This window comes from Sorangium sp. So ce394 (assembly GCF_051474665.1).
In the GTDB taxonomy this organism is placed as follows: Bacteria; Myxococcota_A; Polyangia; order Polyangiales; family Polyangiaceae; genus Sorangium; species Sorangium cellulosum_D.
Genome location: NZ_CP150339.1, coordinates 9,449,302 through 9,475,926, shown reverse-complemented (window position 1 = coordinate 9,475,926; position 26,625 = coordinate 9,449,302). Strand labels below are relative to the sequence as shown.

20 protein-coding genes are annotated in these 26,625 nt (G+C 73.5%); 10 read left to right on the top strand and 10 right to left on the bottom strand.

Translation table 11 applies throughout. The features are described 5' to 3' along the window. Positions 1-73 precede the first annotated feature (73 nt). Together WMF33_RS34870 and WMF33_RS34865 are read left to right on the top strand one after the other, a co-directional pair. Positions 74-2,113, top strand: a complete 2,040-nt coding sequence (locus WMF33_RS34870) for a zinc ribbon domain-containing protein (protein WP_437332669.1) — start codon at positions 74-76, stop codon at positions 2,111-2,113. Then, positions 2,110-3,375 carry a hypothetical protein gene (locus WMF33_RS34865; RefSeq protein ID WP_437332668.1) on the top strand — a complete coding sequence of 422 codons (1,266 nt, stop codon included), beginning with the start codon at positions 2,110-2,112 and terminating at the stop codon, positions 3,373-3,375. Before WMF33_RS34870 ends, WMF33_RS34865 begins: the two co-directional genes overlap by 4 nt. Before the next feature lie 86 nt (positions 3,376-3,461). Here the strand turns inward: WMF33_RS34865 and WMF33_RS34860 are convergent, their stop codons facing one another. Then, positions 3,462-5,744 carry an alkaline phosphatase D family protein gene (locus WMF33_RS34860; protein WP_437332667.1) on the bottom strand — a complete coding sequence of 761 codons (2,283 nt, stop codon included), beginning with the start codon at positions 5,742-5,744 and terminating at the stop codon, positions 3,462-3,464. A 247-nt stretch (positions 5,745-5,991) separates the two neighbouring features. Between WMF33_RS34860 and WMF33_RS34855 the strand changes: the two genes are divergently transcribed. The 3 genes from WMF33_RS34855 (at position 5,992) to WMF33_RS34845 (ending at position 9,280) form a co-directional block, all read left to right on the top strand. Next, positions 5,992-7,425, top strand: a complete 1,434-nt coding sequence (locus WMF33_RS34855) for a DUF6986 family protein (RefSeq protein WP_437332666.1) — start codon at positions 5,992-5,994, stop codon at positions 7,423-7,425. Between the two features lie 62 nt (positions 7,426-7,487). Continuing rightward, positions 7,488-7,829 carry a hydroxyisourate hydrolase gene (uraH, locus tag WMF33_RS34850; protein WP_061624017.1) on the top strand — a complete coding sequence of 114 codons (342 nt, stop codon included), beginning with the start codon at positions 7,488-7,490 and terminating at the stop codon, positions 7,827-7,829. 239 nt (positions 7,830-8,068) lie between these two features. Continuing rightward, positions 8,069-9,280 (top strand): formylglycine-generating enzyme family protein, encoded by a 1,212-nt coding sequence (locus tag WMF33_RS34845; protein ID WP_437332665.1) that lies wholly within the window; start codon positions 8,069-8,071, stop codon positions 9,278-9,280. Positions 9,281-9,549: 269 nt separating this feature from the next. Here the strand turns inward: WMF33_RS34845 and WMF33_RS34840 are convergent, their stop codons facing one another. Beyond that, entirely contained in the window at positions 9,550-10,230 is a 681-nt protein-coding gene (locus WMF33_RS34840) for a TetR/AcrR family transcriptional regulator (protein ID WP_437332664.1), read from the bottom strand. 266 nt (positions 10,231-10,496) lie between these two features. Between WMF33_RS34840 and WMF33_RS34835 the strand changes: the two genes are divergently transcribed. Next, positions 10,497-10,934, top strand: coding sequence for a CHRD domain-containing protein (locus tag WMF33_RS34835; protein ID WP_437332663.1), 438 nt, complete (start codon positions 10,497-10,499; stop codon positions 10,932-10,934). 98 nt (positions 10,935-11,032) lie between these two features. Here WMF33_RS34835 and WMF33_RS34830 read toward each other — a convergent pair whose 3' ends face one another. Both WMF33_RS34830 and allB read right to left on the bottom strand, forming a co-directional pair. After that, positions 11,033-12,586, bottom strand: coding sequence for an allantoicase (locus WMF33_RS34830; protein WP_437332662.1), 1,554 nt, complete (start codon positions 12,584-12,586; stop codon positions 11,033-11,035). Next, positions 12,565-13,920, bottom strand: a complete 1,356-nt coding sequence (allB, locus tag WMF33_RS34825) for an allantoinase AllB (RefSeq protein ID WP_437332661.1) — start codon at positions 13,918-13,920, stop codon at positions 12,565-12,567. Before allB ends, WMF33_RS34830 begins: the two co-directional genes overlap by 22 nt. 145 nt (positions 13,921-14,065) lie before the next feature. On the opposite strand from allB, the gene WMF33_RS34820 reads away from it, so the two are divergent. From WMF33_RS34820 to WMF33_RS34805, 4 genes are all read left to right on the top strand, one after another. Further along, positions 14,066-14,887: a DUF3025 domain-containing protein gene (locus WMF33_RS34820; protein ID WP_437332660.1), complete on the top strand. Its 822-nt coding sequence runs from the start codon at positions 14,066-14,068 to the stop codon at positions 14,885-14,887. 194 nt (positions 14,888-15,081) lie between these two features. Further along, positions 15,082-15,987: a hypothetical protein gene (locus tag WMF33_RS34815; RefSeq protein ID WP_437332659.1), complete on the top strand. Its 906-nt coding sequence runs from the start codon at positions 15,082-15,084 to the stop codon at positions 15,985-15,987. A 281-nt stretch (positions 15,988-16,268) separates the two neighbouring features. Beyond that, positions 16,269-17,249, top strand: coding sequence for a LysR family transcriptional regulator (locus WMF33_RS34810; protein ID WP_437332658.1), 981 nt, complete (start codon positions 16,269-16,271; stop codon positions 17,247-17,249). Further along, positions 17,246-17,953, top strand: a complete 708-nt coding sequence (locus WMF33_RS34805; protein WP_437332657.1) for a glutathione S-transferase family protein — start codon at positions 17,246-17,248, stop codon at positions 17,951-17,953. Before WMF33_RS34810 ends, WMF33_RS34805 begins: the two co-directional genes overlap by 4 nt. A gap of 46 nt (positions 17,954-17,999) precedes the next feature. Here the strand turns inward: WMF33_RS34805 and WMF33_RS34800 are convergent, their stop codons facing one another. From WMF33_RS34800 to WMF33_RS34775, 6 genes are all read right to left on the bottom strand, one after another. Beyond that, on the bottom strand, positions 18,000-18,806 hold the full coding sequence (locus tag WMF33_RS34800) for a class I SAM-dependent methyltransferase (protein ID WP_437332656.1): 807 nt from the start codon (positions 18,804-18,806) through the stop codon (positions 18,000-18,002). Continuing rightward, on the bottom strand, positions 18,803-19,567 hold the full coding sequence (locus WMF33_RS34795) for a DUF2306 domain-containing protein (protein ID WP_437332655.1): 765 nt from the start codon (positions 19,565-19,567) through the stop codon (positions 18,803-18,805). Before WMF33_RS34795 ends, WMF33_RS34800 begins: the two co-directional genes overlap by 4 nt. 98 nt (positions 19,568-19,665) lie before the next feature. After that, the gene (locus WMF33_RS34790) at positions 19,666-20,322 is read right to left on the bottom strand and encodes a response regulator (protein WP_437332654.1); all 657 of its coding nucleotides are present in this window, start codon (positions 20,320-20,322) and stop codon (positions 19,666-19,668) included. After that, positions 20,319-21,476 (bottom strand): sensor histidine kinase, encoded by a 1,158-nt coding sequence (locus WMF33_RS34785; RefSeq protein WP_437332653.1) that lies wholly within the window; start codon positions 21,474-21,476, stop codon positions 20,319-20,321. Before WMF33_RS34785 ends, WMF33_RS34790 begins: the two co-directional genes overlap by 4 nt. Next, the gene (gene metH, locus WMF33_RS34780; RefSeq protein ID WP_437332652.1) at positions 21,473-25,216 is read right to left on the bottom strand and encodes a methionine synthase; all 3,744 of its coding nucleotides are present in this window, start codon (positions 25,214-25,216) and stop codon (positions 21,473-21,475) included. Before metH ends, WMF33_RS34785 begins: the two co-directional genes overlap by 4 nt. Continuing rightward, positions 25,213-26,280 (bottom strand): ArsR/SmtB family transcription factor, encoded by a 1,068-nt coding sequence (locus WMF33_RS34775; RefSeq protein ID WP_437332651.1) that lies wholly within the window; start codon positions 26,278-26,280, stop codon positions 25,213-25,215. Before WMF33_RS34775 ends, metH begins: the two co-directional genes overlap by 4 nt. Positions 26,281-26,625 lie beyond the last annotated feature (345 nt).

The following is a 26,625-nucleotide window of genomic DNA, read 5'->3' as shown; positions in this document are numbered from 1 at the left end:
GAGGACGGCGCCGCGCGCGCGCCGGATCGCCCGGAGCCTGACCGCGCCGCGGTTCCTCGCTACCATGGCGCCCATGCACTGCCCGCACTGCGGGAAACCGATCCCCGAGGGCGCGAACGTGTGTCCGCACTGCGGCGCCGCGCTCGCGCTGCCGGGCGGAGCCGCGGGCTATCTGAAGCCCGCGGCCCGCACCATGGTCGGCGTCGCGCTCCCCGATCTGCTCCGGCAGGGGCCGTCTGCTCCGGCCGATCCGGGCGGCGCGGGCCATGGCAAGGCCGCGCTGCCGCCCGTGGCCGGCGGGCCGGGCGCCGCCTCCCGCACGATCGTCGGCATGCCCGCCGCGGCCTTCGGCCCGGCGCCCGGACAGGCGGACCCGCGCCTGTCCGGGGGCACGCTCGCCGCGGGGACGCCGGGGGCAGCCGCGCCGCGAGCGCGCTTCGATGCATCGGCGCCGCCGGGCGCGCCGGTCTACCCGCCGCCGGGCGCGCCGGCGTACGCGGCCCCGGGCGCGCCGGTCTACCCGCCGCCGGGCGCGCCGGCGTACGCGGCCCCGGGCGCGCCGGTCTACCCGCCGCCGGGCGCGCAGCTCCTCGATCAGACGGTGCCCCTCGCCCCGAGCCTCGCGGCGCGCGGTCCGGCGCCGCCGCCGGCCGCGTCCCGCACGCTGGTCGGCGTCGCCCGGCCCGGCATCGCGCCGCTCGCGCCCGGCGCCCCGGCCGACCCCGGGCCGGATCCCGACCTCGAGGCGCGCTACCAGCCGGCCGGCGAGCTCGGCGCCACCATCGCCCCGGTGCGCTTCCGCGCCCCGGAGCTGCGGAACCCGGTGCTCATGCGCCCGCACCGCCTGAAGCAGCGGCTCGCGCCGGCGCCGCCGCAGCGGCGCGGCCGCTCGTCGCGCCGGGCCGTCGTGGTCGTGGCCGCGGGCGGCGTGCTCGCGCTCGGCGCCGTCCTGTTCGCGCTGCTCTGGCCGAGCGCGCCCCCGGTGACCGCGCGCCCCCGCGCCGACGCCGGCGGCCGCGAGGTCATCGAGCTCCGGTGCGACAGCTGCCCCGACGGCACGGCGGTCTCCATCGGCGAGGGCCGCGCGACCATCGCCGGCCGCGTCGCGCAGATCCCGCTCGCGAGCCCGCTCTCCGTCGGCGAAAATCACATGAAGGTCGCCATCGACCGCCCCGGCAGGGGGCGCGATGAGACGGTCGGCGTCTCCATCCACGTCGCGTACCGGATCCGCCCCGACCTCGGCACCCTGCAGGGGGAGCGCCCCTCGATCCAGGTCGTGGTCGAGGCGAGCAAGGGCACGCAGGTGACGCTCGACGGCAAGGAGGTCACGCTCGCGAGCGGCCGGGCCATCGAGTCGATCGACGTCACCGAGGCGGTCACCGGGCTCTCGGACGAGACGAAGACGCTGAGCCGGCAGGTGCCGTACACCGTCGCGCCGCCCGATGGCCCGCGCGAGCAGGGCGTGGTGAGCGTCGCGGTCGGCATCGTCCCGCTCGGCATCGAGGCGCCCGGCCCGAGCGTCGTCATCGACAAGGAGAGCTTCGTGCTCGCCGGGCGCACGGCCCGCGGCGCCCAGCTCTTCGCCGGCGCGCACCCGATCACGGTCCGCCCCGACGGCACCTTCGCGCACGTGATGAACGTCTCGTCCGTGGGCGCGACCCAGTTCGAGGTGCGCGCGAAGATGCAGGGCATGGCCCCGCGCATCGCGAAGATCGCGGTGCGCCGGGTCGACCGGCTCGAGACCGCCGCGAAGGAGTTCGCCGGCCGCAACCCCATCGGCTACGTCGAGCTCGCCGCGGGCGGGAAGGACGTCATCGGCAAGCCGATCGCGCTGACCGGCGAGGTGCTCGAGGCGCGCCGGCAGGGATACTCGACGCTGATCCTGCTCTCGATGCCGCGGACGTCCGGCTGCAAGGCCGGCGCGACCGCCGCCGGCGCCGCGGCGCGCTCGTCGGACGCGTGCAAGGTCCGCCTCGTCCACGGCGCCGACAACCCCGCCCAGCGCGGGGACGTCCTCACCGCCTACGGCAGCGTCGCGCCCCCGTTCCTCGCGCCGGGCGGCGCCGAGATCCCCGAGGTGTGGGTCGAGTTCACCGTGAAGGGCGCCCGGTGAGCGCCGCGCGCCCGACAGAGCGCCGCCCGCGCCGGCCGCGCCGCCTCGCCAGGGTGGGCCTCGTCGCGGCCGCGGCCCTGCTCCCCGCGGCGGCGCCGTTCGCCTTCGCCGACGCGGTGGACACGAGCCGGCCGCACACGATCGTGGTCGGCGCGCCCCGCGGCTTCGCGCCGAGCGAGCGGCTCGACGCGCGCCGCACCGGCCGCTCCGCGGCGCGCCTGCCCTTCCCCGCGCGCGAGGTGTGGCGAAAGCAGCTCCGCGGCGGCATCGACGCGGCGCCGCTCGCCGACGCCGCGGGCGATCTCGTCCTCACGCTGACCGTCCCCGAGGTCGTCAAGCTCGGCGCCGACGGCCGGGAGCGCTGGCGCGTGCGCATCGGCGACAGCGCGCCGCTCGCGCCCGCCGCGATCACGAGCGACGGCACCATCGCGCTGATCACCTCGTCCGGCCTCGCCGTCGGGCTCACGCCCGCGGGGGGCGTGTGCTTCGCGGTGCCCCTCGGCGTCCGCGGGCGCGACGCCGACGTGACGCCGCTCGCGCTCGACGACGGCGGGCTCGTCGCGGCCGCGGGGCGCTCGCTCGTCGAGCTCGCCGCGGACGGCAGCGTGCGCGCCCGCGCCGAGCTCCCGGATCGCGCGACCGGCGCCCTGCTCGCGGGCCCCGACGGCACGCTCGTCACCACCGAGTCGGGCGCGGTGCTGACGTGGCGTCCGCCCAGCGCGCCGAGGCGGCTCGGCGCCCTCGGCGGTCTGCCCCGGCGCGGCGCCGCGCTGGCCGACGCCCGCACGCTGCTCGCGGTCGTCGACGGCCGCCGCCTCGTCGCGCTGGATCTGCCGACCGGGACCACCGGCGTCCGCGTCGGCGGCGCCTTCGGCGCGCTCGACGGGCCGCCCGCCATCGGCGCCCGCGGCGTGGCCGTGGTCCTCTCGACCGCCGGCCTGCTCGTCGGGGTCGACCCCTCGGGCAACGAGGCGCTCCGGGTCCCCATCGACCGGGCGCTCGCGGCCCCGCCCGCCGACGGTGGCCTCTCCGGCTTCTTCGGGCCGGTGGACGCGAAGCCGAGCCCGCCGGTCGTGATCGACCGCGCGGGCCGCGTCGGCTTCGTGCGGGCGAGCGGCCGCGCCGGCGTGGTCGAGGCGGACGGCAACGTCTCGATCGCCGCCGAGCGCGTCTGCGCGGCCCCGGTCGCCGTCGTCCCCGCGGGCGAGGAGCGGATGGCGATCGCGTGCCGCGACGGCACCGTGGTGATGCTGGCGCGCTGAGCCGCGCCGCGCGGCCGCGGCTCGCTTCACGACGGCGCGGCCGGCCGCGCGGGGCCGCGGCCGGCGTACCGGGGGGACGCCGCGGGTCAGCTGCCTTCGCTCGCCGTGGGCGGGCTCCACTCCTTCCAGGTGCCCTCTTCTTCCTTGTACAGCGTCGACCCGCCCGTCGTCTTGAACCGCGCGATCGTGATCTGGCCGTCGAGCGTCGCCGCGTCGGCCTCCTCGTACAGGGGCTTCGCGAGCGCGTCTGCGGGCAGCATGTGCATGCTCACGACGAACTCGTCGGCGTTCGCCTCGGCGATGCAGAACCCGTTGCTGCTGGCGTTGCTGAAGGCGAGGTAGGGATTGACCGGGAGGGCGTCGGAGTCGGTTTCGACGAGGTAGTTGTCGATGTCGACAGCGATGCTCTCCGCGCCCATGGCGTGCTTCAGCAGCGGATGGCTGGCCACCTGCCTCTGCAGCCGCGACTGGTACGTGTCCGACGAGATCGCGGCGCCGACGAACTCCACGATCTTCGCCGGCTCGGCGTCGGCGCGGTCCACCGCCGGCGTCCCTGCGAGGAAGGCGCCGAGATCGCCCGTGATCGCCACCACGTTGCCGGCCGTCGCGATCTCGCTGAGCAGCGCGTTCCGCTGCTCGCGGAAGCCGTCCCAGCCGTCGCAGCTCAGGTAGAAGCGCCGCTTGAGCGGGTCGTCCTCCGCGAAGGACGGCGTGAGATCGATGGCGAGCTGCGAGAGGCAGTATTCGTTGCCCCACACCTTCCACGTGCTCTTGGACTCCTTGATCGTGTCCTTGAACCAGGCCAGCTGCGCCTCCCCCATGACCATGGTGTCGCTCCCCGTGGACGGATCGTACACGAACCGCGAGGCCGCATCGAAGGTCTCCTTGACCACGAAGTAGCGCGACCCGAACGCGCTGTAGAAATCGGGCTTCTCGAGCGTGAAGTCGACGTACTTCCCGAGATCGACGTAGGCGATCCCGTGGTCCAATTCCGCGTATTTCCCTCCGGTGATGAGGGGCAGCGGCTCCTCTTCTCCCCGCTGCTCGTTCAGCTTCTCCACGACCGCGTTGACGAACGAGGCGCTGATGGTGCGGGGCCGCTCGTCCTGCGCGAACCCGAGGCTCGGATCGAAGCCGAGCACGGGCGCGGCCTCCTCCAGCGCCGTCGCGTACAGGCCTTCGTCGTAGGTATCGATATCGTCGATGTAGCTGCCCGCGTGCTCGGGCTCGCTTCCGAGCTCCCCCAGCCTCGCGATGACCTTCCCCGGGAAGCCGTCCTCCGGGATCAGGTGATCCGCGCGGTGGGTGCGGAGATCCGTCATCACGAGGTGGACGTGCTTCCCGAAGGTGAAGTCCCGGTAAATGGTGATGTCCTGGGGGTAGTCGGCCGTCCTGTCGTAGGTGAAGTCGTCGCCCGCCGGGTAATCGACAGGCATGTACTCGAACCACGCCTGGTTTGCCGCCTTGCGCCGCTCCACGTCCGTCTCCGGCTGCCGGCCGTTGAAATAGGTCGCGGTCGCGCCGTAGCATTCGCTGGAGAACTCGTGATCGCCCCAGATGGCGATCATGGGAAACAGCTCGTGCACCCGCTGGAGCGCCCGGTCGGACCGGTACGTCTTGTAGAGCTCCCGGTAGTTGCTCAGCGACCGGGCGGCGTGGTACGGGGCGCCCTCTGCCGGCTCGAAGGCGATCGCGCCGTTCACGTCGGAGAAGGTGACCTTGCGCTCGTCCGAAGGGGTCTGGATGCTCGGATCGCCGGTCGTCTCGTAGATGTAGTCCCCGAGGTGGACGACGAAGTCGACCTGCTCTCTCGCCAGGGCCGCGTAGGCGTTGAAGTAGCGACCGACGTAGTCCTGACACGACACGAAGGCGAAGCGCACCGGCACGTCCGCGTCGGGCGTCGGCGCCGTCCGCGTCCGCCCGATACGCGAGCTGACACAGCCGTTTCCTGTCGTGTAGTAGAAGCGGTAATAGTAGGTCGTCCCGGGGTTCAGGCCGCTCACCTTGACCTTGACGCAGTGGTCGAAGTCCGCCCGGGCGACCACCGAGAGCCGCGTGCTGGTCGATCCCACGGCGGCCGCGCTGCTGGACGTCGGCGTGAGCGCCACGAGCTGCGTGAACGCCTCGTCGAGCGCGATGACGAGCGCCAGGTTGACATCCGCCGTCTGCTGGCTGTCGACGAGCCGGGTCCACAGCACGACGCTGTCGGGCCTCGGGTCTCCGGAGGCCACCGACTGGGGAAAGTACGCGTCGTCCTCGTGCGCGTCGCACGCGTCGGCCCCCCCCTCGTCCTCCGAGCAGGCCGTGGGCACGACCACCGCGCCGGCGGTTACCAGGGTGGCGCGAAGAAAGTCTCTGCGTCGCATCATCGATTGAAGCCCTCCAACGACGGATACACCCCGGGCGCTGCGCGCGCAACGGCGGCGCCGGGCCCGCCCTCGCGCCGCGCGCCCGAGCGCTCCTCGGGCTCGCTCGGGCGCCGCGGCCGCAGCATGGCGCCTCGTCGCGACGGGCGCGAGCGCGACTTGACGTGCCGAGTCAGGCGGCCTCTCGTGTGCGTCCCACCTGTCGCCTCACCTGTCACCCGACCCACCTCTCACCTATCGCGTGCACGCCATGCTCCAGACCAGCCTCTCCCCTGATGCGCTGCGCGGCGCCCTCGCGCGCCTCCGCAGCGACCACCCTGGGCTCGATGGCGCCGGCGCGCGTCAGCCGGTCCATACCGTCTACGGCGGCGCTCACCTGTTCAAGGCCGACACGGCCCGCAAGCTCGGGGCCGTGGCGCTCCGCGCCGTCGAGGAGCACGCGCCCGACTTCGCCGCCTTCGCGCGGGCGATCGGCCTGCCGGGGGCCGACGGGCTCCCGGGGGACGGCGCCGGGGCGCTCGCGCTCTCGGCCGCCATCGAGGCCGGCGGCGGCGCGGCGGCGGGCGCCTCCGGCCCGGCGCGGCTCGCGCACGCGGTGCACGCGCGCGTGCTCGACAAGCTCCGCCGCGAGCCCGTGGAAGATCTGCGCATCGACTTCGAGGACGGCTACGGCGTGCGCCCCGGGCACGAGGAGGACGCGCACGCCGCCGCCGCCGGCCGCGAGGTCGTCCTCGGCATGGCCGCGGGCGGCCTGCCGCCGTTCCTCGGGATCCGGATCAAGCCGCTCGGCGACGGGCGCGCCGAGCGGGCCCTGAGGACGCTCGATCTCTTCCTCTCCTCGCTCGTCGCCGCTTCGGGCGGCGCGCTCCCGCCCGGCTTCGTGGTGACCTTGCCGAAGGTGGCCGCGCCCGAGCAGGTCTCCGCGCTGGCGGACGCCCTCGACGCGCTCGAGGCCGCGCTGCGGGTGCCGGCCGGCTCGATCCGGATCGAGCTGATGGTCGAGACGCCGGCCTCGATCATCGGCCCGCGGGGCGAGATCGCGTTGCCCGGGCTGGTCGAGGCGGCCCGCGGGCGGTGCGTCGCGGCGCACTTCGGTGCGTACGACTACACGGCGAGCTGCGAGATCACGGCCGCCCACCAGCACCTCGCCCACCCCGCGTGCGACTTCGCGCGGCACGTGATGCAGGTCGCGCTGGCCGGCTCCGGGGTCTGGCTCTCCGACGGCGCGAGCAACATCCTGCCCGTCGCGCCGCACCGCGCGCGGCCCGGCGGGGCGCCGCTCTCGCCGCAGCAGGCGGAGGACAACCGCCGCGCGGTCGTCGGCGCCTGGCGGCTGAAGTACGAGCACGTCCGTCGCGCGCTCGCGAGCGGCTACTACCAGGGCTGGGATCTGCATCCGGCGGAGCTCCCCGTGCGCTACGCGGCCACCTACGCGTTCTTCCTGGAGGGCGTCGAGGCGACGGCCGCCCGGCTGCGGAGCTTCATCGAGCGGGCCGCCCAGGCGACCGTCGCCGGGACGGTCTTCGACGACGCCGCGACGGGGCAGGGGCTGCTGCGCTTCTTCCTGCGCGCGATCAGCGCGGGCGCGATGACTGAGGGCGAGGCGGCGGAGCGGACCGGCCTCACGCCGGACGAGCTCAGGGGGCGGTCGTTCCCTGCCATCGTGGCGCGCCGGAGCGCGTGATATGGGGGGCTCGGAACGGACGGCGGCGCGCGAGGGCCCGAGCCCGAGCGAGAGGAGGATCGATGAGCGCGATCACGACGCACGTGCTGGACACGTCGCGGGGCCGCCCGGCGAGCGGCGTGCTGGTGGTGCTGGAGGTCGGTGACGGCGACGGCTACCGGGAGGTCGGCCGGGGCACGACCGACGACGACGGCCGGCAGCGGGGCCTGCTCCCGCCCGGCGAGCGCCCGGTCGAGGGCGCCTACCGGCTCACCTTCCACACCGGGGCCTATTATGCGGCGCTCGGGTCCGAGAGCTTCTACCCCACGGTCTCGGTGCTCTTCGAGATCCGGGACCCGGCGCAGCACCATCACGTCCCGCTGCTGCTCAGCCCTTACGGCTACACCACGTACCGCGGCAGCTGAGCGCGCGCCCGGTGCCTCGCGACGGATGCTCGGCCGCTCGAGCGCGGCGCGCTGGATCCGCGCGCGGATCGCCCTCGGCGCGCTCGAGGGGCCGCGGCGGCGACGGCCTGGCGCGGCGCGTGGCGGAGGGGCTCGTGATACGATGGACGCTGCCTGGCGTCGGGCCAGCGGGAGGGGGAACGGTGGGCGCTTTACGAACTCGCTCGGGTGAAGCACGGGGTCTCCGGCGCGGCGCTGGCTTGCTTTGGGTCGCGACGGCGGCCCTCTGGGCGGGGTGTACGCCGGAGGTGCGGCGCTTCGTCGAGCCGGGCGCCACGGGAGGCGATGGCGCCGCTTCCGGTGCAGCAGGTGGATCCGCGGTTGGGGGAGGCGGTGACGGCGGCGAGGCGGGTGGCGGCGGCGAGGCGGGTGGCGTCGGCGGCGGCGAGGCCGGCGGCGGCGGCGGCGAGGGCGGCGGCGGCGGGATTGGCGGCGGTGGCGAGGCCGGCGGCGGGGGGAGCTCCGTGGCGTGCTCTCCGGCGGAGGCGCGGTGCGCCGGCGATCGCCTGGAGGTGTGCGACAGCGACGGGCAGTGGCGGCGTGCCGCCTGCGCCGGATGGTGCGGCGCGGGCGCGTGCGTCGTGCCGCGGAGCTGCGAGGCCGGCGGGGCCGGAGCGGGCGAGACCTGCGGTCCGGAGCGGAACCAGCCCTGCTGCGCGAGCCCGCGCGTTCCGGGCGGCAGGTACGACCGGAGCAACGACGCGGCCCATCCCGCGGAGGTGAGCGATCTTCGTCTGGACCGGTACGAGGTCACGGTCGGACGGTTCCGCAGGTTCGTGGAGGCGTACCCCGAGAGCCGGCCTGACGGCGGCGAAGGAGCTCACCCGGCGATCCCGGGGAGCGGCTGGGACGACGGGTGGGGCGCTCGTTTGCCGGCGAGTCGGGCCGCGCTGAGGGAGGCGTTGAAGTGCAAGCCGGGATTGCACACGTGGACCGACGATGCGGGAGAGAACGAGGCCAAGCCGATCAGCTGCGTGAGCTGGTTCGTCGCGTTCGCGTTCTGCGCCTGGGATGGCGGGCGGCTCCCGACGGAGGCGGAGTGGAACTATGCGTCGGCCGGCGGGAGCGAGCAGCGGGAGTATCCGTGGGGCAACGCGTTTCCGAACGCGACGTACGCCGTCTACGACGTGACGGGCAGCGCGGCTGTCGGCTCGAAGTCACCGAGGGGCGATGGCCGGTGGGGGCAGGCCGACCTCGCGGGGAACCTGTGGGAGTGGACCCTGGATATCGACGGGCCCTACCTCGATCCGTGCCGCGATTGCGCGAAGGTCGAGGGCGGCGGTGCGCGGGTGATCCGCGGCGGCAGCTGGTGGCAGCCTGCAGCGGAGGACATCTCCACGCTCCTGCGGGAGAGCTGGGATCCGGCCGATCTCACGGACGCGCTCGGCGTCCGCTGCGCGAGGCGGCTGTAGCGCTGGCCGCGCTGCGCGAGGCGGCGCTGGCCAGCGCCGTGCGGCGCCGTCAGGGGGAGATGAGGTAGATGACTGTGAAGGCCACGGTGAGCGTCGCGGCCGCGAGCGCGATGAGCTTGGGCATGGTCCAGTCGTCTTCGATCTTCGGGTTCTCTGTGCTCATCGGGTGCCTCCGCCGTGCTCTCCGCGCGCGTCGCGCGCGCCCGTCTCCTGGCAGAACGCGGACTCGCCGTCAACCCTGACCCCCGGCCGCGGCGGGCCGGCCGCCCTCAGGCGGGCGCCTCCGCCGCGGCTTCGCCGGCGCCCTGTCCGCCCGCGTGCAGCATGGCCAGCCGCACCACCTCGGGCAGCAGATCGGCGAGCAGGTCGCGCAGCGACGCCCGGTCGAGCTCGTGCCGCTCGATCCAGTCGAGGCTCGTCGCCTCCACGAACCCGATCCACCCGCGGAGCGCCACCCGGAGCGCCGGAGGCCGCTCGGCCACCGGCGCATCGGCGAGCAGCTTGTCGAGGAACCGGCTGCGGGTCTCCTCGATGATCGCCAGCACCTCGGCGTCCGAGCCGATGCCGCCCCGGAAGACGGCCGCGTACGAGATCCCCTGTCGCTCGACGTAGGCCAGATAGGCGTCCAGCCCGGTGCGCAGCCGCTCCGGCACCGGCACGTCGTCGACGTCCAGCGACCGCTCGACGAGCTCGCGCGCCGCTTCACGCAGGACGGCAATGTAGAAATCGCGCTTGGTTGGAAAATAATGGTAGAGAAGCCCCTTCGAGATGCCTGCGGCCTGCGCCACCTCGTCGATCGACACGTCGTCGTAGGCTCGCTGGCTGAAGAGCTCGAGCCCCAGCGCGAGCAGCTGCGCGCGGCGTGCGTCGAGGTCGAGCCGCTGCCGGGGCGGCTTGCCCTCGCCGCGCCGGGACGTCGCGGCGCGGGACGGCTTTCGGGTCGAGATCATGAGTGGCGGACACTCTACGCTTCCGTCGATCCGGGTTCAATCTCGGCAGAAGCGGCGACTTGGGTCCATGCATTGGGCCGCTCCTGTCCGCGTTCGTCGTCGACTCGGCTCGCCGGGCGCGACGGTGGAGGGGCTATGTCCGTCGCAGCCCTCCTCGCCGCGGCGCCGCCGGGCGTGCGTCGTGCGACGCGCGCGCGGGCCGGCGTCGTCTTTGCTCTTCGTTGCGCCCTCGCATGGCGCATCCCTGGGATGTGCAGGAGGGAGACATGCCGCATCTCACGATGTCCGCTCTGGGCGCCGTCCTCTTGGCGGCGGCGCTCGCGCGCGCGGCGTTGCCTGAGCGTCCGATCCGGCCGCTCACGGCCGCGCTGACCGGGCAGGACGGAGCGCCCGGCCGCGGCGATCGGCGGGGGAGCGGCACGGCCCGGCTCACGCTCGATCTCGCCCAGGGCGAGGTCTGCTTCGACCTCACGGTCTCCGGCATCGCGCCAGCGATCGCGGCGCGCGTCCACGAGGGCTCTGCCGGCCATGCGGGCCGCGTCGTCCTCACGCTGATGCCGCCGACGGGCGGCAGCTCCACGGGCTGCGTCGGCGCGTCCCCCGACGACCTGAGCGCGCTGCTCACCGCGCCGGAGCTGTATTACGTCGCCGTCCGCACCGCCGATTTCCCCGACGGCGCCTTGCGAGGCCAGCTGTCGCGCTGACGCCCGACAGCCGGATAGACCGGCTTGCAGACAGGGCTCGTGCTGGCGCAAAAGCCTTCTGGCGCCCCCTCCTCGGCGGCCGTGCCCCCCCCGGGGATCTACGCGCCCCACAGCAGCTTCTTCAGCCGTATCTCCGTGATCTTCCGCTGCTCCTCCGCGGCGATGTGCAGCTCCTCGTCCGGCGTGTGCTCGATCCGCTCGCGCAGCATCTCCAGCATCTCGTCCGCGCTCTTCCCGGTCGCGCAGACGATATAGATGAACCCGAACTTCTCGTCGTAAGCCCGGTTGTAGCGCGCGAGCGCCTCCCGCGTCTCCTCGGCGGCCGCGCTCATCCCCGCCTGCTCCTGGCTCGAGAACCGCCTCGCCGTCGCGCTCGCCTCCGCGGCGTCGGCCTGCGGCCTGGTCTCTCCGATGCGGGGGTGCGCGCGGAACGCCTCGAGCCAGTCCTCCGGGCCGAGCCGCGCGAACACCTGCGACGCCGTCGCGCAGAGCGCCTCCTCGTCGCGGAACGGCCGCGCCGCCGCCATCTGCGACGCCCACGAGGACGCCCCGCACGCCGCGCGGAGCTCCGCCTCCGCCTCGCGGTCCGTGAGCGCGTTGAGCCAGCGGAGCCGCTGCTCCGCCGCCCCGCTCCGGGTCGCCTTGCCGAAGATGCGGAGGCGGCTCACCCCGCCGTCAGGATAGATGTTCAGCCGCACGTGCGTGAACGGCCCCGCCGCGCGGAGCTCCTCCTCGAAGAGGTGCCGCGTGTGCGCCTGGAGCTTCGTCTGCGGCACGATCTCCCGGAAATCGCTCGCGCCGGCGAGCTCCTCCGGCGGGCGCCCCGCCGCGTCGATCCCCTCGATCATGCAGCTGTCGGGGTAATTGCCCTTGAAATGGTTGGTGTCGACCTCGATCCGGTGGATCTCGCCCTGGGCCGCGAGCGCCACGAGCGCCCAGTCGTACCCGGGCCCCCTCCGGCGGCGCGTCTCCCAGCCCTCTCCCATGTTCGCCGCCCGGCCGGGCATGATGAGGTTGTGGCGCACCCCGAAGAACATGTCGCTGCACGAGAGCACGCGGGCGCCGTTCTCCGCGGCCGCGAGATCGAGCTCCGCGCCCGCGCGGTCGAGCCGGCGAAAGTCGGGGACGGCATCGCCGTGCACGCGGAGGCGCGCCACCCCGCCGTCCGGATAGATGTTCAGGCGGAGGTGCGTGAACCGGAAAGGGCAGCTCACCGCGAACGCGTTCTGCGCGTCGCCCGCGAGCGGCGAGCGCGGCAGGATCTCGACCCAGTGGGTCCGCGGATTGAGCAGCTCCTCCACCCGCGCGTCGGGCCGCGCCGCGCACGCCTCGATCGAGCAGTGCTCGGGGTAGTTGCCCCGGAAGAACGCCGTGTCCACGACGACCCCGCGGATGATCCCGGGCAACCCCAGCCGGACGAGGCACCAGTCGAACCCGGGAGTCCGGCGCCGGCGCGTCTCCCAGCCATCCATCCACTTGCCGCGATCGGTGTACTCGTGCTCGAGGAACACCGGCTTCGACGCCTTGAGCAGGTTCTCCTTCGGCGCGAAGAACTCGTCGTTCGCCGAGATCACCGCGCCGCCCAGGCGCTCCGAGGCGAGATCGAGCGCCTCCGCGAACGCCGGCCCCGTCACCCCTCTCGCTTCAGCCATCGCCCTCTCGCCTCTCCGGAGAAGCTCCCGCGGTCGAACACCCTCTCGCCGCGGAGGTAGGTGGCCTGGACGACGCCGTGGAGCTCCTCCCCCGCGTACGGCGTCACCTTGTGCCGGTGCTGGATGAGCGGCGGCTCGACCCGGAAGCTCGCCTCCGGATCCCAGATCACGAGATCCGCGTCGAACCCGCGCCGGATCTCCCCCTTCTGGCGCAGCCCGGCGAGCCGCGCCGGCCCCCGGCACAGCCAGTCCGCGAGCCGCTCGAGCGGGATGCCCCGCTTCCGGGCGTCGGTCCACACGATCGACAGCCCGAGCTGCAGGCTCGAGATCCCGCCCCAGGCCGCGTCGAAGTCGCCGGCCTCGAGCCGCTTGAGCTCGGGCGTGCACGGGGAATGGTCGGAGACCACGAGATCGATGAGCCCGCCCTGCAGCGCGGCCCAGAGCTCCTCGCGGTTCTCCCGCTCCCGGATCGGCGGAGCGCACTTGAAGGGCGTCGCGCCGTCCGGGATCTCCTCGGCGGCGAAGTGCAGGTAATGCGGCGTCGTCTCCGCGGACAGCGCGGCGCCGCCGTCGCGCGCCCGCCGCAGGATGTCGAGCGCCGTCGCCGACGAGAGGTGGACCACGTGCGCCGCCGCGCCGGTCGCCTGGCAGAGCGACGCGAGCAGGGCGATCGCCTCGTCCTCCGCCTCGCGCGGCCGCGAGCGCAGGTAGGCGGCGTACGTCCGCGGATCCAGGCCGGCGATCGCCGCGCGCGCCGCGTCGATCGGGCCGGGGAGCTCGGCGTGGACGAGCAGCGGCGCCCCCGTGCCCGCGAGCACCTCGAGCGCCGCCCGCAGATCCGCCTCGGCGACGTGGCCGAACTCCGCGACGCCGGAGTCGACCATGAAGCACTTGAAGCCGAGCGCGCCGGCGTCGAGCAGCGGAATCAGCTCTCCCGCGTTGCCCGGGACGGCGCCGCCCCAGAACCCCACGTCGACGAGGCAGCGGCCCGCGGCCGCGCGCGCCTTTTCCTCGAGGTGCGCGACCGTGGTCGTCGGCGGGATGCTGTTGAGCGGCATATCGACGAGCGACGTCACGCCGCCGGCGGCCGCGGCGCGCGTCGCCGTCTCGAACCCTTCCCACTCGGTGCGTCCGGGCTCGTTGATGTGCACGTGCGCGTCGACGAGGCCGGGCATCACCACCGCGCCTCGCGCGTCCACGACCGGGCAGCCCTCCGGCACCTCGTCGTGCCCGGCGACGGCGGCGATCGTGCCGCCCTGGATGTGCACCGAGGCCGGCCGCACCGCGCCCCCGGTGACCACCCGCAACCCGCGAACGATGAGGTCCGGCGTCATCAGGGGCGCCAGGATATCACGGCGCCGGGCGGCCCGCCGGGGCGGCGCTCCGTCGCGGCTCGAGCGCACGCGCTCCGTCGCGGCTTCATCGCGCGCGCTCCGTCGCGGCTTGAGCTCTCGCGGTCCTGCTCCTACGCTGCCCTGCGTGAGCGCCGACGGCCGAGCTGCGCCGCATCAGGGCGGCGCACCGGGGCCCAGCCCCGTCCCCTGGGAGCCGCTCTTCTACGAGAAGAGCCGTCTCTACTGGCCCATCCGTCCGTGGGCCGAGGCGTTCTCGGGGTGCGTCGACTGGCCGCCGGTCGAGGGCTATGGCCGCGCGCTCGGCGAGGGCTTCCCCGTCCGCTTCGTGGAGCAGCCGCCGAGGCCGCGGCGCCGCGGCCGGCGCGGTCCGCTCGACCGCTCGTCGCTCTACGACGCGCGCATCCACGTCGAGGGCTGCGTGCCCACGCGCCCGAGGAACTGGCACGACTTCCTCAACATGCTCGTGTGGGCCGCGTTCCCGCGCGCGAAGGCGGAGCTCCACGCGCGCCAGCACCGGGCGATCGCCGCGCGCCTCGACCCGTCCGCCGAGGCGCTCCCGCCGGCGCGCACGCGCGAGCTCGACGGGCTCGCGCTCCTCGACGAGGGCGGGCTCTTGCTGCTCCACGACGCGCGCCGGGCGCCCCTGCTCGAAGACGCCGCAGATCTCGGGCGCTGCGCCGGTGAGGCGCGGGGCGCCGTGCAGCGGGGCGAGGCCGCGGCGCTCGTCTTCGGCCACGCGCTCTACGAGAGCCTCCTCCGGCCCGGTCCGACGGTCCACGCGCTTGTGCACCTCATCCCGTGCGAGGGCCCGCTGCCCGCGGCGCCGGGCGCGCTCGTCTCGCTGGCCGACGCTGGTCTCTGCGGCGCGTTGCGATCGCCTGGCAGCTTCGCGCACCCCGAGCGCAGCGCGCGGCTCCCGGTCGACGAGCGCGTCCTGTGCGCCTGAGCGGCGCTCCGTAGCGCGACGTTCGCTGTCGCTCCAGACGCCGCGCCGGAGAGGGGGTGTGTTCTCGAAGAAAGAAACCGACGCCCGGGCGCGGTTGACGCGTCGAGCGATCGCTGCTTCAACTCCGCCTCATTACCGTGGAAGCTGAAATGACTTGGGCGCGAAGGTGCCTCTCGCGCGTCGCGCCGATCTTCATGGCAACTCTGAGCCTCGGGCTCGCGGTGGGCTGCGGAGGCGTCCGCTCGTCGTACGTTCCGACCGCGGGGAGCCCGCGCGCCATGCAGCCCAGGCCGACCGAGGATGTCGAGGTGTTCCTCAGCAGGCCCGAACGTCCTTTTCACGAGGTCGGGATGATCGAGGTCCAGCAGAGCGCCCTGAGCAGCGCCGGCGCGAACGCGCTCGTGAACGAGCTCCGCCGCGTCGCCGGGCAGCAGGGCTGTGAGGGGGTGCTGCTCTCCGGCGCGAACGACGCCGTCCTCGGCCACGGCTACAGAGCGCCCGGGAGCGTGCGGACCCTGAAGGGGTATCGCGGGACGTGCCTCGTGTTCAAGGACACCCAGCAGCACGCGCCGCCGCGCGGCGGGGGCGGCTTCCTGTTCGACACCGACGTCGCCGCGAGCGGCGAGGCGTGCGCCCGCGCCTCGCTGCAATGGGTCGCCGTCGAGCCCGGGCGCTTCACGTGCAGCGGCGTTCCGGAAGGCGTCGGCCTGCGCGCGACTGCCGCCCTCGGCTTCTGCGCAGATCGCCTCTGCAGCGTCGAGCTGCGGGCGGAGCCGAGCGGCAGCGGCGCTTCTGCGTGGCAGGCGGAGCTGCGCGAGCTCCGCGCGGCGCTCGTGGGCAAGTACGGTCGGCCCGCGAGCGAGGAGGGCGCCTACGCGCCCGACTGCGCCTCGGACCCCGACGCATGCTCGAAGCCGGGTCGCTTTGCGCGCATCCTCCGGTGGGCGTGGGCGTCGGGGGAGCGGATCGAGCTCGTCTTGTCGGTCTCCCAGACGCCTCGCGGCGATCTCGCCTACCGCACCGGGGAGCTCCTCCTCTCGTACAAGAAGGGAGCTCCGCTCCCGCAGCCCGCCCCCGCGCCGAGCCGCACGGGGCTGTGATCGGCGCAGCGAGGCCGCCTTCCGGACCGGCGAGGTCCGCTGGATGAGCTTTCTTGGGCGCGCAGCAGAGCGCCAGGGGGGCGAGGACATGCAGCTCGGCCGCTCGACGGCAGCTCCCCGGCGAGCTGCCCAGAGCCGACGAGGCGCTGGAGGCGGGTAGCGCGCCAGCGCGCAGCAGGCTTGTGCATTTTTGCACAGCCGGCGCGCACATTTGCCGTCTCCCCGGTACGCTGCCGCGAGCGCATGCTCGCGCGCAGCGTGGCTGGGAGAGTCGCATCGTGATGAGCTGGGACGACCTGCGGTATCTCCTCGCCCTCTCCCGGGCGGGCTCCCTCGCCGGCGCCGGCCGCGCGCTCGGCGTCGATCACACGACCGTGGGCCGTCGGGTCGAGGCGCTCGAGGAGGCGCTCGGCGTGCGGCTCTTCGTGCGATCGCCCTCCGGATACGCGCTCACGAACGACGGCCTCGGCCTGATCCCCGACGTCGCGCGCGTCGAGGAGGCGATCCTCGCCATCGAGCGCGGGAGCCTCGGCCGCGACCAGCGCCTCACGGGCACCGTGCGGGTGACGGCCGCCGAGGCGTTCGGCAGCCGCTTCATCGCGCCCCGGCTCGGCGCGCTCCACGCGGCGCACCCGGGGATCTCGGTGGAGCTCGTGACCGCGATCCGCGCGCTCGATCTCTCCCGGCGGGAAGCGGACATCGCGGTCCGGTTCTTCCGCTCGACCGAGGGCGGCCTCGTGGTCCGGAAAGCGGGCGTCGTCGGCTGGGCGGTGTACGGCGCGCGCGCCTACGTCGAGCGCCGCGGCGCGCCCACCGCGGCCGATCTCCCGGCGCACGCGCGCATCGGCATCGAGGCGCCCGGCGCGATGCCGCCGGAGCACGTCTGGTTCGAGCGCATGGCCGCGGGCGGCCCGTGCGTCCTCCGGAGCAACAGCACGGCGTGCATGCTCGGCGCCGCGCGCGCCGGGCTCGGCGTCGCGCTCCTGCCGTGCTTCATCGGCGACCACGAGCCGGACCTCGCGCGCATCCCCCTGCCGGACGAGCCCCGCCGCGCCGTCTGGCTCACCGTCCACCGCGACCTCCAGCACGCGCCCCGCGTCCGCGCGGTGCTGGACGCCCTCGCGCGCATGCTGACCGAGGAGCGCGCCGTCCTCAGCGGCGACTCTCCCCCTCCGCAGCCCGCGAGCGGCCCGGGCGGCGACCGGAGCCCCCGCGCCGCCGCGCCCCGCAAGGCCCGACGAAACAAGGAGACGAAACGATGAGCACCCCCGAGCTTCACCTCTACATCGGCAGCAAGAACCTCTCGTCCTGGTCGCTCAGGCCGTGGCTCGCCATGTCCCACGCTGGCGTCCCGTTCGAGGAGCACGTCATTCCGTACGAGCTCCCCGACTGGGTCGATCGGGTGGCGCAGCGCTCGCCGACGCGCAAGGTGCCCGCCCTGCGCCACGGCGAGCTCGTCGTGTGGGAGTCGCTCGCCATCTGCGAGTACGTGGCCGAGGCGTTCCCCGGCGCGCGGCTGTGGCCCGAGGGGCGCGATGCCCGCGCGATCGCGCGCGCGGTCAGCAGCGAGATGCACGCCGGCTTCGCCGACCTGCGCCGGGAGCTGCCGATGGACGTCGCGCGGCGGTACCCGCGGCGCGCGATCTCGGACGGCGCCGCCCGCGACATCGCGCGCGTCCTCGAGATCTTCCGCGACTGCCGCTCCCGGTTCGGCCAGGGCGGGCCGTTCCTGTTCGGCGCCTTCTCGATCGCCGACGCGATGTTCGCGCCCGTGGTGACGCGCCTGCTCTCGTACGACGTCGAGATCGACGAGGTCGCGCGGGCCTATGCGGGCACCATCACGTCGCTCCCGGCGATGGCGCGCTGGTCCGCGGCGGCCGCGGAGGAGGTCGAGCGAAACCCGCACCTCACGGCGCCGGCGGGCAGCTCGTACGCCAAGGCGGCCGGCGGCGCGGCGGCGCCCTGAGCGGGCGTGAGGCTTGCCGGCTACGCGGACGACATCGTCGCCGCGCTCAGCGCCCCCGCCGCGCCGCGAGCGCGAAGACGAGCGGCAGGCGGCGCCCGAACTTCTTCATGCGGAGCTGCCCGGGCGGCCCTTCCTCCATGTCCGGGAAGATGTCGTAGGGCGACCAGTCGAGCTCCCGGAGCCGCTCCAGGGTGAGGCCTGCCTCGAGCAGCGCTGTCACCACCGTCCCGATCCCGTGGTTGAAGCCGACCTCCCGGAGCTTCACGCGCGCGTCGCGGTCGGCGTAGGTGCCTGTCTGCTCCGTGACGATCGGCTCCCCGTGCCCGTCGTACGCGTAGGCGATGTGCTCGAACGCGTCGTCGAAGGTCCAGACGAGCGGGTGGAACTCGACGAGGTGCAGGACGCCCCCCGGCTTCAGGCACGCGGCGGCCGCGCGCGCCCACCGCGTCATGTCCGGGAGCCAGCCGAGGACGCCGTACGAGGTGAAGACGATATCGAACGTCTCGCCGCCGAGCGCCGCGGGCGCGTCGTAGGTATTGGCCTCCACGAACCGCGCGTCGATCGAGAGCTCCGCGGCGAGCGCGCGAGCAGCCTTGATGGCCTCGTCGGAGAGGTCCAGCCCGGTGACGCGCGCGCCGAGCCGCGCCCACGAGAGCGTGTCCTGTCCGAAGTGGCATTGAAGGTGGAGGAGCGTCTTTCCCCGGACGTCGCCGACCTGCTCGATCTCGATCGGCTTGAGGGAGCTCGCGCCGGCCCGGAAGGCGGCCAGATCGTAGAACTTGGACCCCAGGTGCACGGGGGTGCGCGCGTTCCAGGCGCGGCGGTTCGTGTCAAACCATTCGGCCTCGGTCATGCGCGCTGGTCTATCACGGCGCCCGCCGCGGCGCCTCGCGCCGCCGCGCTGCGGAGGATCCATTCGGCCACGGCGAGGTTGATCGCCCAGCCGGCCCCCATGGCGAGCGCCCTGCTCATCTCGTCGCGGATCCCGCCGAACAGCAGCCAGGGCACGTGGGTCAGCACCTGCGTGCCGGCCCCGAGGGCGAGCGCGTAGCCGCGCATCATCCAGGCGCGGTGCCCGGCGATGTCCCGGCGGCGGACGGCGGCGAAGCCGAGGCAGATACACAGCGCCATCGCCGAGCCCACCGCCAGCCGGAGGGCATGGAGCAGCGGGCCGTCGTGATCGACCGGGGGATAGGCCCAGGTCAGCCATAGACCCGAGAGCGCGGCGATGAGCCCGACGGGGACCAGCACCCGCCCAGCGCCTCGGTGCCATCCGGGGCTCCGGCGGCGCAGGCCGGAGGAGAACTGGAACGCGCCCAGGACGCACCAGACGCTGACGCTCAGGATGTGCAGCGCCACGGGCACGGGATCCGCGAAGAACCGCGCGTTCTCCGGGGTGATCTCCGCGCCGCCGGCCAGCCCGATCAGGCGAACGGCGCCGGCGGCGACCGGGACCGCGCTGAGCGCGATCAGCAGCGCGGGGACGCGCCATGCTCCCTTCGCCGAGGGGGCCCTCGTGCTCGACCGCCCTCGTCTCCGGTCCTGAAGGCGCCGGCCGTTCGGCGGCGACAGGGAGGGTGAAGCATAGGACGCTGCAGCGCTCTCATCCATCATGCGCTCGAGCGTAACGACGGCCCCGGCCGCGAACATCGGCAGAGCGGCCAAATCGCAGCCGGCCGAGAGGCGGACCGGGAGGTCGTACTTTCGGCCGATCAGCTCTGCATGCGATGGGTCTCGTAGGCCCAGATGGCGATCTCGACCCGGTTGCGCGCGCCGAGCTTGGCCATGAGGCTGGCGATGTGGCTCTTGACGGTGCTGAGGCTGATGTGGAGCTCTTCGGCGATCTCGGCGTTGGTTCGCCCGCGGGCCACGGCGAGGAGGACCTCCTCTTCCCGGTCGGTGAGGGCCTCCCTCGGCTGCGCTCGCGGCAGGGGGCGCCGGGCGTCGGCGAACGCGCCGAGGAGCCGCGCGGTGATGCTGGGCGCGATCAAGGCGTCGCCGCTCGCGGCGGCGCGGACGGCCTGGGCGAGCAGGTCAGGACCGGCGTCCTTCAGCAGGAAGCCGCGGGCGCCGGCCTTGAGGGCGCCATACACGTAGTCGTCGTGGTCGAAGGTGGTGATCACGACGACCCCGATGGGCCGGTCGACGCCCGGGCCGGCGAGCCGTCGCGTGGCCTCGATGCCGTCGATGCCGGGCATGCGAATGTCGAGCAGGCACACGTCGGGGCGAAGCTCGAGCGCCAGCCGCACGGCCTGGTGGCCGTCGGCGGCGGCGCCCACGACCTCGATGCCGGGCTGGGCATTGAGGATCATGGTGAGCCCGGTGCGGACGATCTCTTGATCGTCGGCGACGATGACTCGAATGCTCATAGGGCCGGTCCCCTTCGAGGCAGCACGGCGGTCACCGTCCAGCCGCGCTCCGGGCGCGGGCCCGCGTGGCACGTGCCGCCGAGCAGCTCCGCTCGCTCGATCATGCCGAGGAGCCCGTAGCCCACCGAGGCGGGCTGGCGAGCGTTCGCGGGGGCGCCGTCGTCGCTGACGCGCAGGCTCACCGAGTCGCGGTCTGCGGAGACGCCGACGTCGATCCGCGTCGCGTGCCGCGCGTGCCGCCGAGCGTTGGTGATCGACTCCTGCGCGAGGCGGTAGATGGCGGCTGACACCGACGGTGAGAGGTCGTCGAGGTCCCCGGAGAGCTCGACGTGGATCTCGGGGCCTTCGGCGGACCGGTGGGCCAGGCGATCGAGGTCTGCGATGCGCGGGCTCGGCGCGAGATCGGCGGACTCGTCTCGCCGCAGGAACCGGACCATCGCGCGCATCTCGGTGAGGGTGCGCGACGCCTCGGTCTCGATGACGCGGAGCGCGTCGATCGCGGCCTCGGGGTTCCTGGACGACGTGGCCAGCCCGGCCTGCGCGCGGATGGCGATGGCGGACACGTGATGGGCGACCGTATCGTGGAGGTCGCGCGCGAGCTGCGCGCGCTCGCGCAGCTTCACCTGTTCGAGCTCGTGCGAGCGCGCGCGCGCCCGATAGCGGACCGCCGCGCCGAGCGCCATGGCGGAGAGCAGGACGGCGAAGGCCCCGATGACGTCGCTCGTCTTCGCCCGATCCGCGAGGAGGCCCAGCGACGCCGAGACCAGGAGGATGGGCGAGCCCATCATGACGTCGCGTCCGGCGCCCCACCGGAGCAGGGAGTAGGGGAGCAAGAGCAGGAAGGCCGCCGTGTGCAGCCTGGGGAGGTCGCCGCCGGTCGAGAGCCGGGTCAACGCCATGGCCGTGCTCGCGCCGAACGCGATCACGACCATCGACAGCGGCCTCGATCGCCGCCACAGCACCGTGGGCGTGAGGGCGAAGCCGACCAAGAGAGAGGCGGATGTCCACGAGCCATCCAGCCTCACGGCCAGCTCGACCAGCCCAGTCGCGACGAGCACGCCGAGCAGCGCCCAGTCTCCCTTGCCTACGCCGGGTGGATGAGGCGCTCTCGGCTCGGACCAGAGGAGGCGGGGCAGCTCGCGCAGAAGCCTCACGCGGTGTCCGCCGCCTTCGGGTCGTACCCCAGGTTCGGCGACAGCCACCGCTCGGCCTCCTCGAGCGTCATCCCCTTGCGCTTCGCGTAGTCCGCGACCTGATCCCTGCCGAGGCGCCCCACCATGAAATACCGCGCCTCGGGGTGCGCCAGGTAAATGCCGCTCACGCTCGCCGCCGGCGTCATCGCGCAGGTGTCGGTCAGCTCGATGCCGACCGAGGGCGCGTCGAGCAGCGCGAACAGCTTGCGCTTCTCGGTGTGCTCCGGGCACGCCGGATACCCGAACGCCGGCCGGATCCCCCGGTATTTCTCGGCGATGAGCTCTTCGTTGCTCAGCGCCTCTGCCGCGCCGTACCCCCAGTCCTTCCGCGCCCGCTCGTGGAGCAGCTCGGCGAACGCCTCCGCGAGCCGGTCCGCGAGCGCCTTCGCGATGATCGCGCTGTAGTCGTCCTTGTCCTTCTCGTACGCGCGCACGACCTCATCGAGCCCGAGCCCCGCCGTCACCGCGAACGCGCCGACGTGATCGGCGAGCCCGCTCTCCCTCGGCGCCACGAAGTCGGCGAGCGACAGGTATGGCTTCACCCCGCCCACGGCCTTCTCGCCGTCCTCCTCGGCGCCGCCCGCGGCCTTCACCTGCTGCTGCCGGAGCATGTTGAACCGGACGAGCTCGCGCGAGCGCGCCTCGTCGCCGTAGAGCACGATGTCCCGCTGCTCGCCGCTCGCCGGCCAGAACCCGTAGACGCCCCGCGCTTGGATCAACCTGCCGTCGACGATCCGCTGCAGCACCTTCTGCGCGTGGTCGAACAGCTCGCGCGCCGCCTCGCCGTACTGCGGGTGCTCCAGGATCTGCGGGAACGGGCCCCTGAGCTCCCACGCCGTGAAGAAGAACGTCCAGTCGATGTACCGCGCGATCTCGGAGAGCGGGACGTCGTCCACCACGCGCCGCCCGGTGAACGACGGCGCCGCGATGTCCTCGGGCCGCCACGCGATCTTGAGCCGCCCCTCGTCCGCCGCGGCGAGCGTCACGAGCGGCTTCGCCCGCTTCCTCGCGAAGAGCTCGCGCAGCTTGGCCTGCTCCTGCCGGTTCTGCGCGTCGAACGTCTGCCGGTTCGTCTGGTCGAGCAGGCTCGACACCACGCCCACGGCCCGCGACGCGTCGAGCACGTGCACCACGGTCCCGCCGTACTCCGGCGCGATCTTCACCGCCGTGTGCTGCCGGCTCGTCGTCGCCCCGCCGATGAGCAGCGGCAGCCGGATGCCCCGCCGCTCCATCTCGCGCGCCACGCTGACCATCTCGTCGAGCGACGGCGTGATCAGCCCGCTCAGCCCGATCATGTCGGCCTTCTCGCTCAGCGCCGTCTCCAGGATCTTGTCCTGGGGCACCATCACGCCGAGGTCGACCACCTCGTAGTTGTTGCACCCGAGCACCACGCCCACGATGTTCTTGCCGATGTCGTGCACGTCGCCCTTCACGGTCGCCATCACGACCTTCCCCTGGGACGACGTCCCGCCCCCGGCGGCCTTCTCGGCCTCCATGAACGGCAGGAGGTACCCGACGGCCCGCTTCATCACGCGGGCGCTCTTCACCACCTGCGGGAGGAACATCTTCCCGGCGCCGAACAGCTCGCCGACGATCTTCATCCCGTCCATCAGCGGCCCCTCGATGATGGAGAGGGGCTTCTCGTACTTCTTCCGCGCCTCCTCCACGTCCGCCTCGATGAAGTCGACGAGCCCCTTCACGAGCGCGTGCGACAGCCGCTCCTCGACCGGGCCCTCGCGCCAGGCGAGGTCGAGCTCCTTCTTCTTCCCCTTGCCCTTCACCTGCTCGGCGAACTCGACGAGCCGCTCGGTGGCGTCCGGGCGCCGGTTGAAGATGACGTCCTCCACCCGCTCGAGCAGGTCCTTCGGGATGTCCTCGTAGACCGCGAGCTGCCCCGCGTTCACGATGCCCATGTCCATGCCCGCCCGGATGGCGTGGTACAGGAAGGCCGAGTGCATCGCCTCGCGGACGACGTTGTTCCCGCGGAACGAGAACGACAGGTTCGACACGCCGCCGCTGATGCGCGCCCCCGGGCAGGTCGCCTTGATGATCCGCGTCGCCTCGATGAAGTTCTTGGCGAACTCGTTGTGCTCCTCGATGCCGGTCGCGATCGCGAGGATGTTCGGGTCGAAGATGATGTCCTGCGGATCGAAGCCGGCCTCCTCGGTGAGCAGCCTGTACGCGCGCTGGCAGATCGCGACCTTCCGCTCCACCGTCTCGGCCTGGCCGACCTCGTCGAAGGCCATCACCACGACCCCCGCGCCGTAGCGGCGGATGGTGCGCGCCTTCCTGAGGAAGTCCTCCGGCCCCTCCTTGAGGCTGATCGAGTTGACGATCCCCTTGCCCTGGATGCACTTGAGCCCCGCCTCGATGACCGACCACTTCGAGCTGTCGATCATGATCGGGATGCGGGCGATCTCGGGCTCGGTGGCGATGAGGTTCAGGAACGTCGTCATCGCCTGCTCGGAGTCGAGCATGCCCTCGTCCATGTTGACGTCGAGGATGTTCGCCCCGCCGCGCACCTGGTCGAGCGCCACCTCCAGCGCGGTCGTGAAGTCGCCCTTCTTGATGAGCTCCATGAACCGGGCCGAGCCGGTCACGTTGGTCCGCTCGCCGATCATCAGGAAGTTCGTGTCGGGCCGGATGACGAGCGTCTCGAGGCCGCTGAAGCGCCCGAAGCCGTCGCGCGCCGTGGGCAGGGGCCGCGGCCTCCGCTCCGAGACCGCCCGGACGATCGCGCGGATGTGGTCCGGCGTCGTCCCGCAGCAGCCGCCGACGATGTTCACGAGCCCGCTCTGCGCGAACTCCGCGAGCAGCCGCGACGTCGTCTCCGGCTGCTCGTCGTACTCGCCGAACGCGTTGGGCAGGCCCGCGTTCGGGTAGCAGCTCACCCGCGCCCGGGCGAGCTTCGCGAGATCCACGAGGTAGGGCCGCATGTCACTCGCGCCGAGGGCGCAGTTGAGGCCGACGCTGAGCGGCCTCGCGTGCTCCACGCTCGTCCAGAACGCGTCGATCGTCTGGCCGGCGAGCGTCCTGCCGCTCCGGTCGGTGATCGTCACGCTGAGCATGATCGGCAGGCGCCGCCCCTTCTCGGCGAAGACCTCCTCCATCGCGACGAGGCACGCCTTCATGTTCAGCGTGTCGAGGAACGTCTCCGCGAGCAGCACGTCGGCCCCCCCGTCGACGAGCCCGCGCACCTGCTCGGCGAACGCGCGCCGCAGCTCGTCGAAGGTGACGGCGCGGAACGACGGGTCGTTCACGCTCGGCGAGATCGACAGCGTCTTCGGCGTCGGCCCCATCGAGCCCGCGACGAAGCGCGGCTTGTCGGGCGTGCGCGCCGTCCACGCGTCGGCCGCCTTCCGGGCGATCTGGGCCGCGGTGAGGTTGATCTCGTAGGCGAGCGACTCGAGCCGGTAGTCCGCCTGGGCGATCGAGGTGCCCGTGAAGGTGTTCGTCTCGATGATGTCGGCGCCGGCGTCGAGGTACGCGCCGTGGATCTCCGCGATGACGTCCGGCCGCGTCAGCACGAGGAGGTCGCTGTTGCCCTTGAGGTCGATCGCGTGGTCGCGGAAGCGCTCGCCGCGGTAGTCGGCCTCGCCCAGGCGGTAGCGCTGGATCATCGTGCCCATCGCGCCGTCGAGGCACAGGATCCGGCTGTCGAGGATCTCTTCGAGGCGCGCGGGGCGTTCGCTTCCGTTCATGGCTCTGCTCTTCTCCTGGGCTTCTTTACCGTGGGTGCGGCGGCCGCGGCGCAGCCGTCCTGTTGAGAGGGCCCCGCGGCCCGGGGTCCTGCGTCCTCGCCCTCGCGGGCCGGCGGGGCGGCCTCGGCCGCGCCCTCCTTGCGGGCGTGGACCGAGATCGCCTCGAAGTGCGGGGGGCGCTTCTCGCGCGAGGTCACGTCGCAGGCGTCCACGGCGAGGCCCGCGGCCTCGAGCATCGCCCGGAGCTCGCGCGGCTCGAAGCCGAAACGCACGTGGCTGTACGTGACGGCCGCGATCTCGTGCCGGTGCGTCTTCAGCGTCACCCCCGCGAGCGCGCCGCCCGGCCGGAGCACGCGGGCCGCCTCGGCGATGGCGCGGGCGGGCGACCGGGCGAAGGTCAGGCAGTTCATCAGCATCACCTGATCGAACGACGCCTCCTCGAACGGCAGCTCGTGCATGTCGCCGCGCGCGAAGCGGACGTTGCCGAGGCGCGCGAGGCGCAGCCGGGCGGCCTCGATCACGGTCTCGCTCGCGTCGAGGCAGGTCATCGTGCGGCACCGCGGCGCGACGAGCTCGGCCAGCGCGCCGTCGCCGGAGGCGATGTCGAGCACGTCGCCGAGGGACATCAGGCCGAGCAGCCCGCGCAGCGACGCCTCCCAGGTCCGCCCCGGCGAGTAGTGCCGCTCCATGCGCCCGGCCACCGAGTCGGCCCAGCTCGCCCCTCCGGCGCGCGCCCGCACGACCTCGCGGACGCGCTCGCGATCCTGCTCGATCAGCGGATCTTCCGTGGTCGCCTCGAGCAGGGCCCAGACCCGCCGCGCCTCCTCGGGCATGGCGCCGTGGCTCATCGCGTAGAAGGACGACGCCCCGTCGCGCCGGTCCTTGACCAGGCCGGCCTCCCGCAGCTTGCCGAGGTGCGTGGAGACCCGGGACTGCGCGAGCTGCGTGACGTCGGTGATCTCGGCGACGCTCAGCTCCTCGCGGCCGAGCAGCGCGAGCAGGCGGACGCGGGTCGGGTCGCTGAGGAGCCGGAGGAGCTCGGTGGTGGCCGTGAGGTCGGGCAACGCGTATCTCTCAATCCGGATGAACGGATGATAGCGTGGCGGACCGGCGGGCGGGCGTCAAGCCTCGCCTGTGGCGGGCGAGGACAGCGGCCCTCAGCTGCGGCCCCCCGGCTGCGGCCTCACCGGGAAAAGGGCGGGTTCCCCTGCGCGAACGGCGGCGCTACCTGGACGACCGGGCGGTCAGGTCGAAGGCGTACCCCGTTCCGGTTGAGGCACTGGCGGACATCGCTGGAGGTGCGTATCTTTGGCTAGCCCTGAGCACCCCACCCCAGGGCACGGCCGGCCGGGCGCACGCGCGGTTCGCCCTCCATCGGGGCGAGCGCCCCCTCGGGCAGGACATGCCGT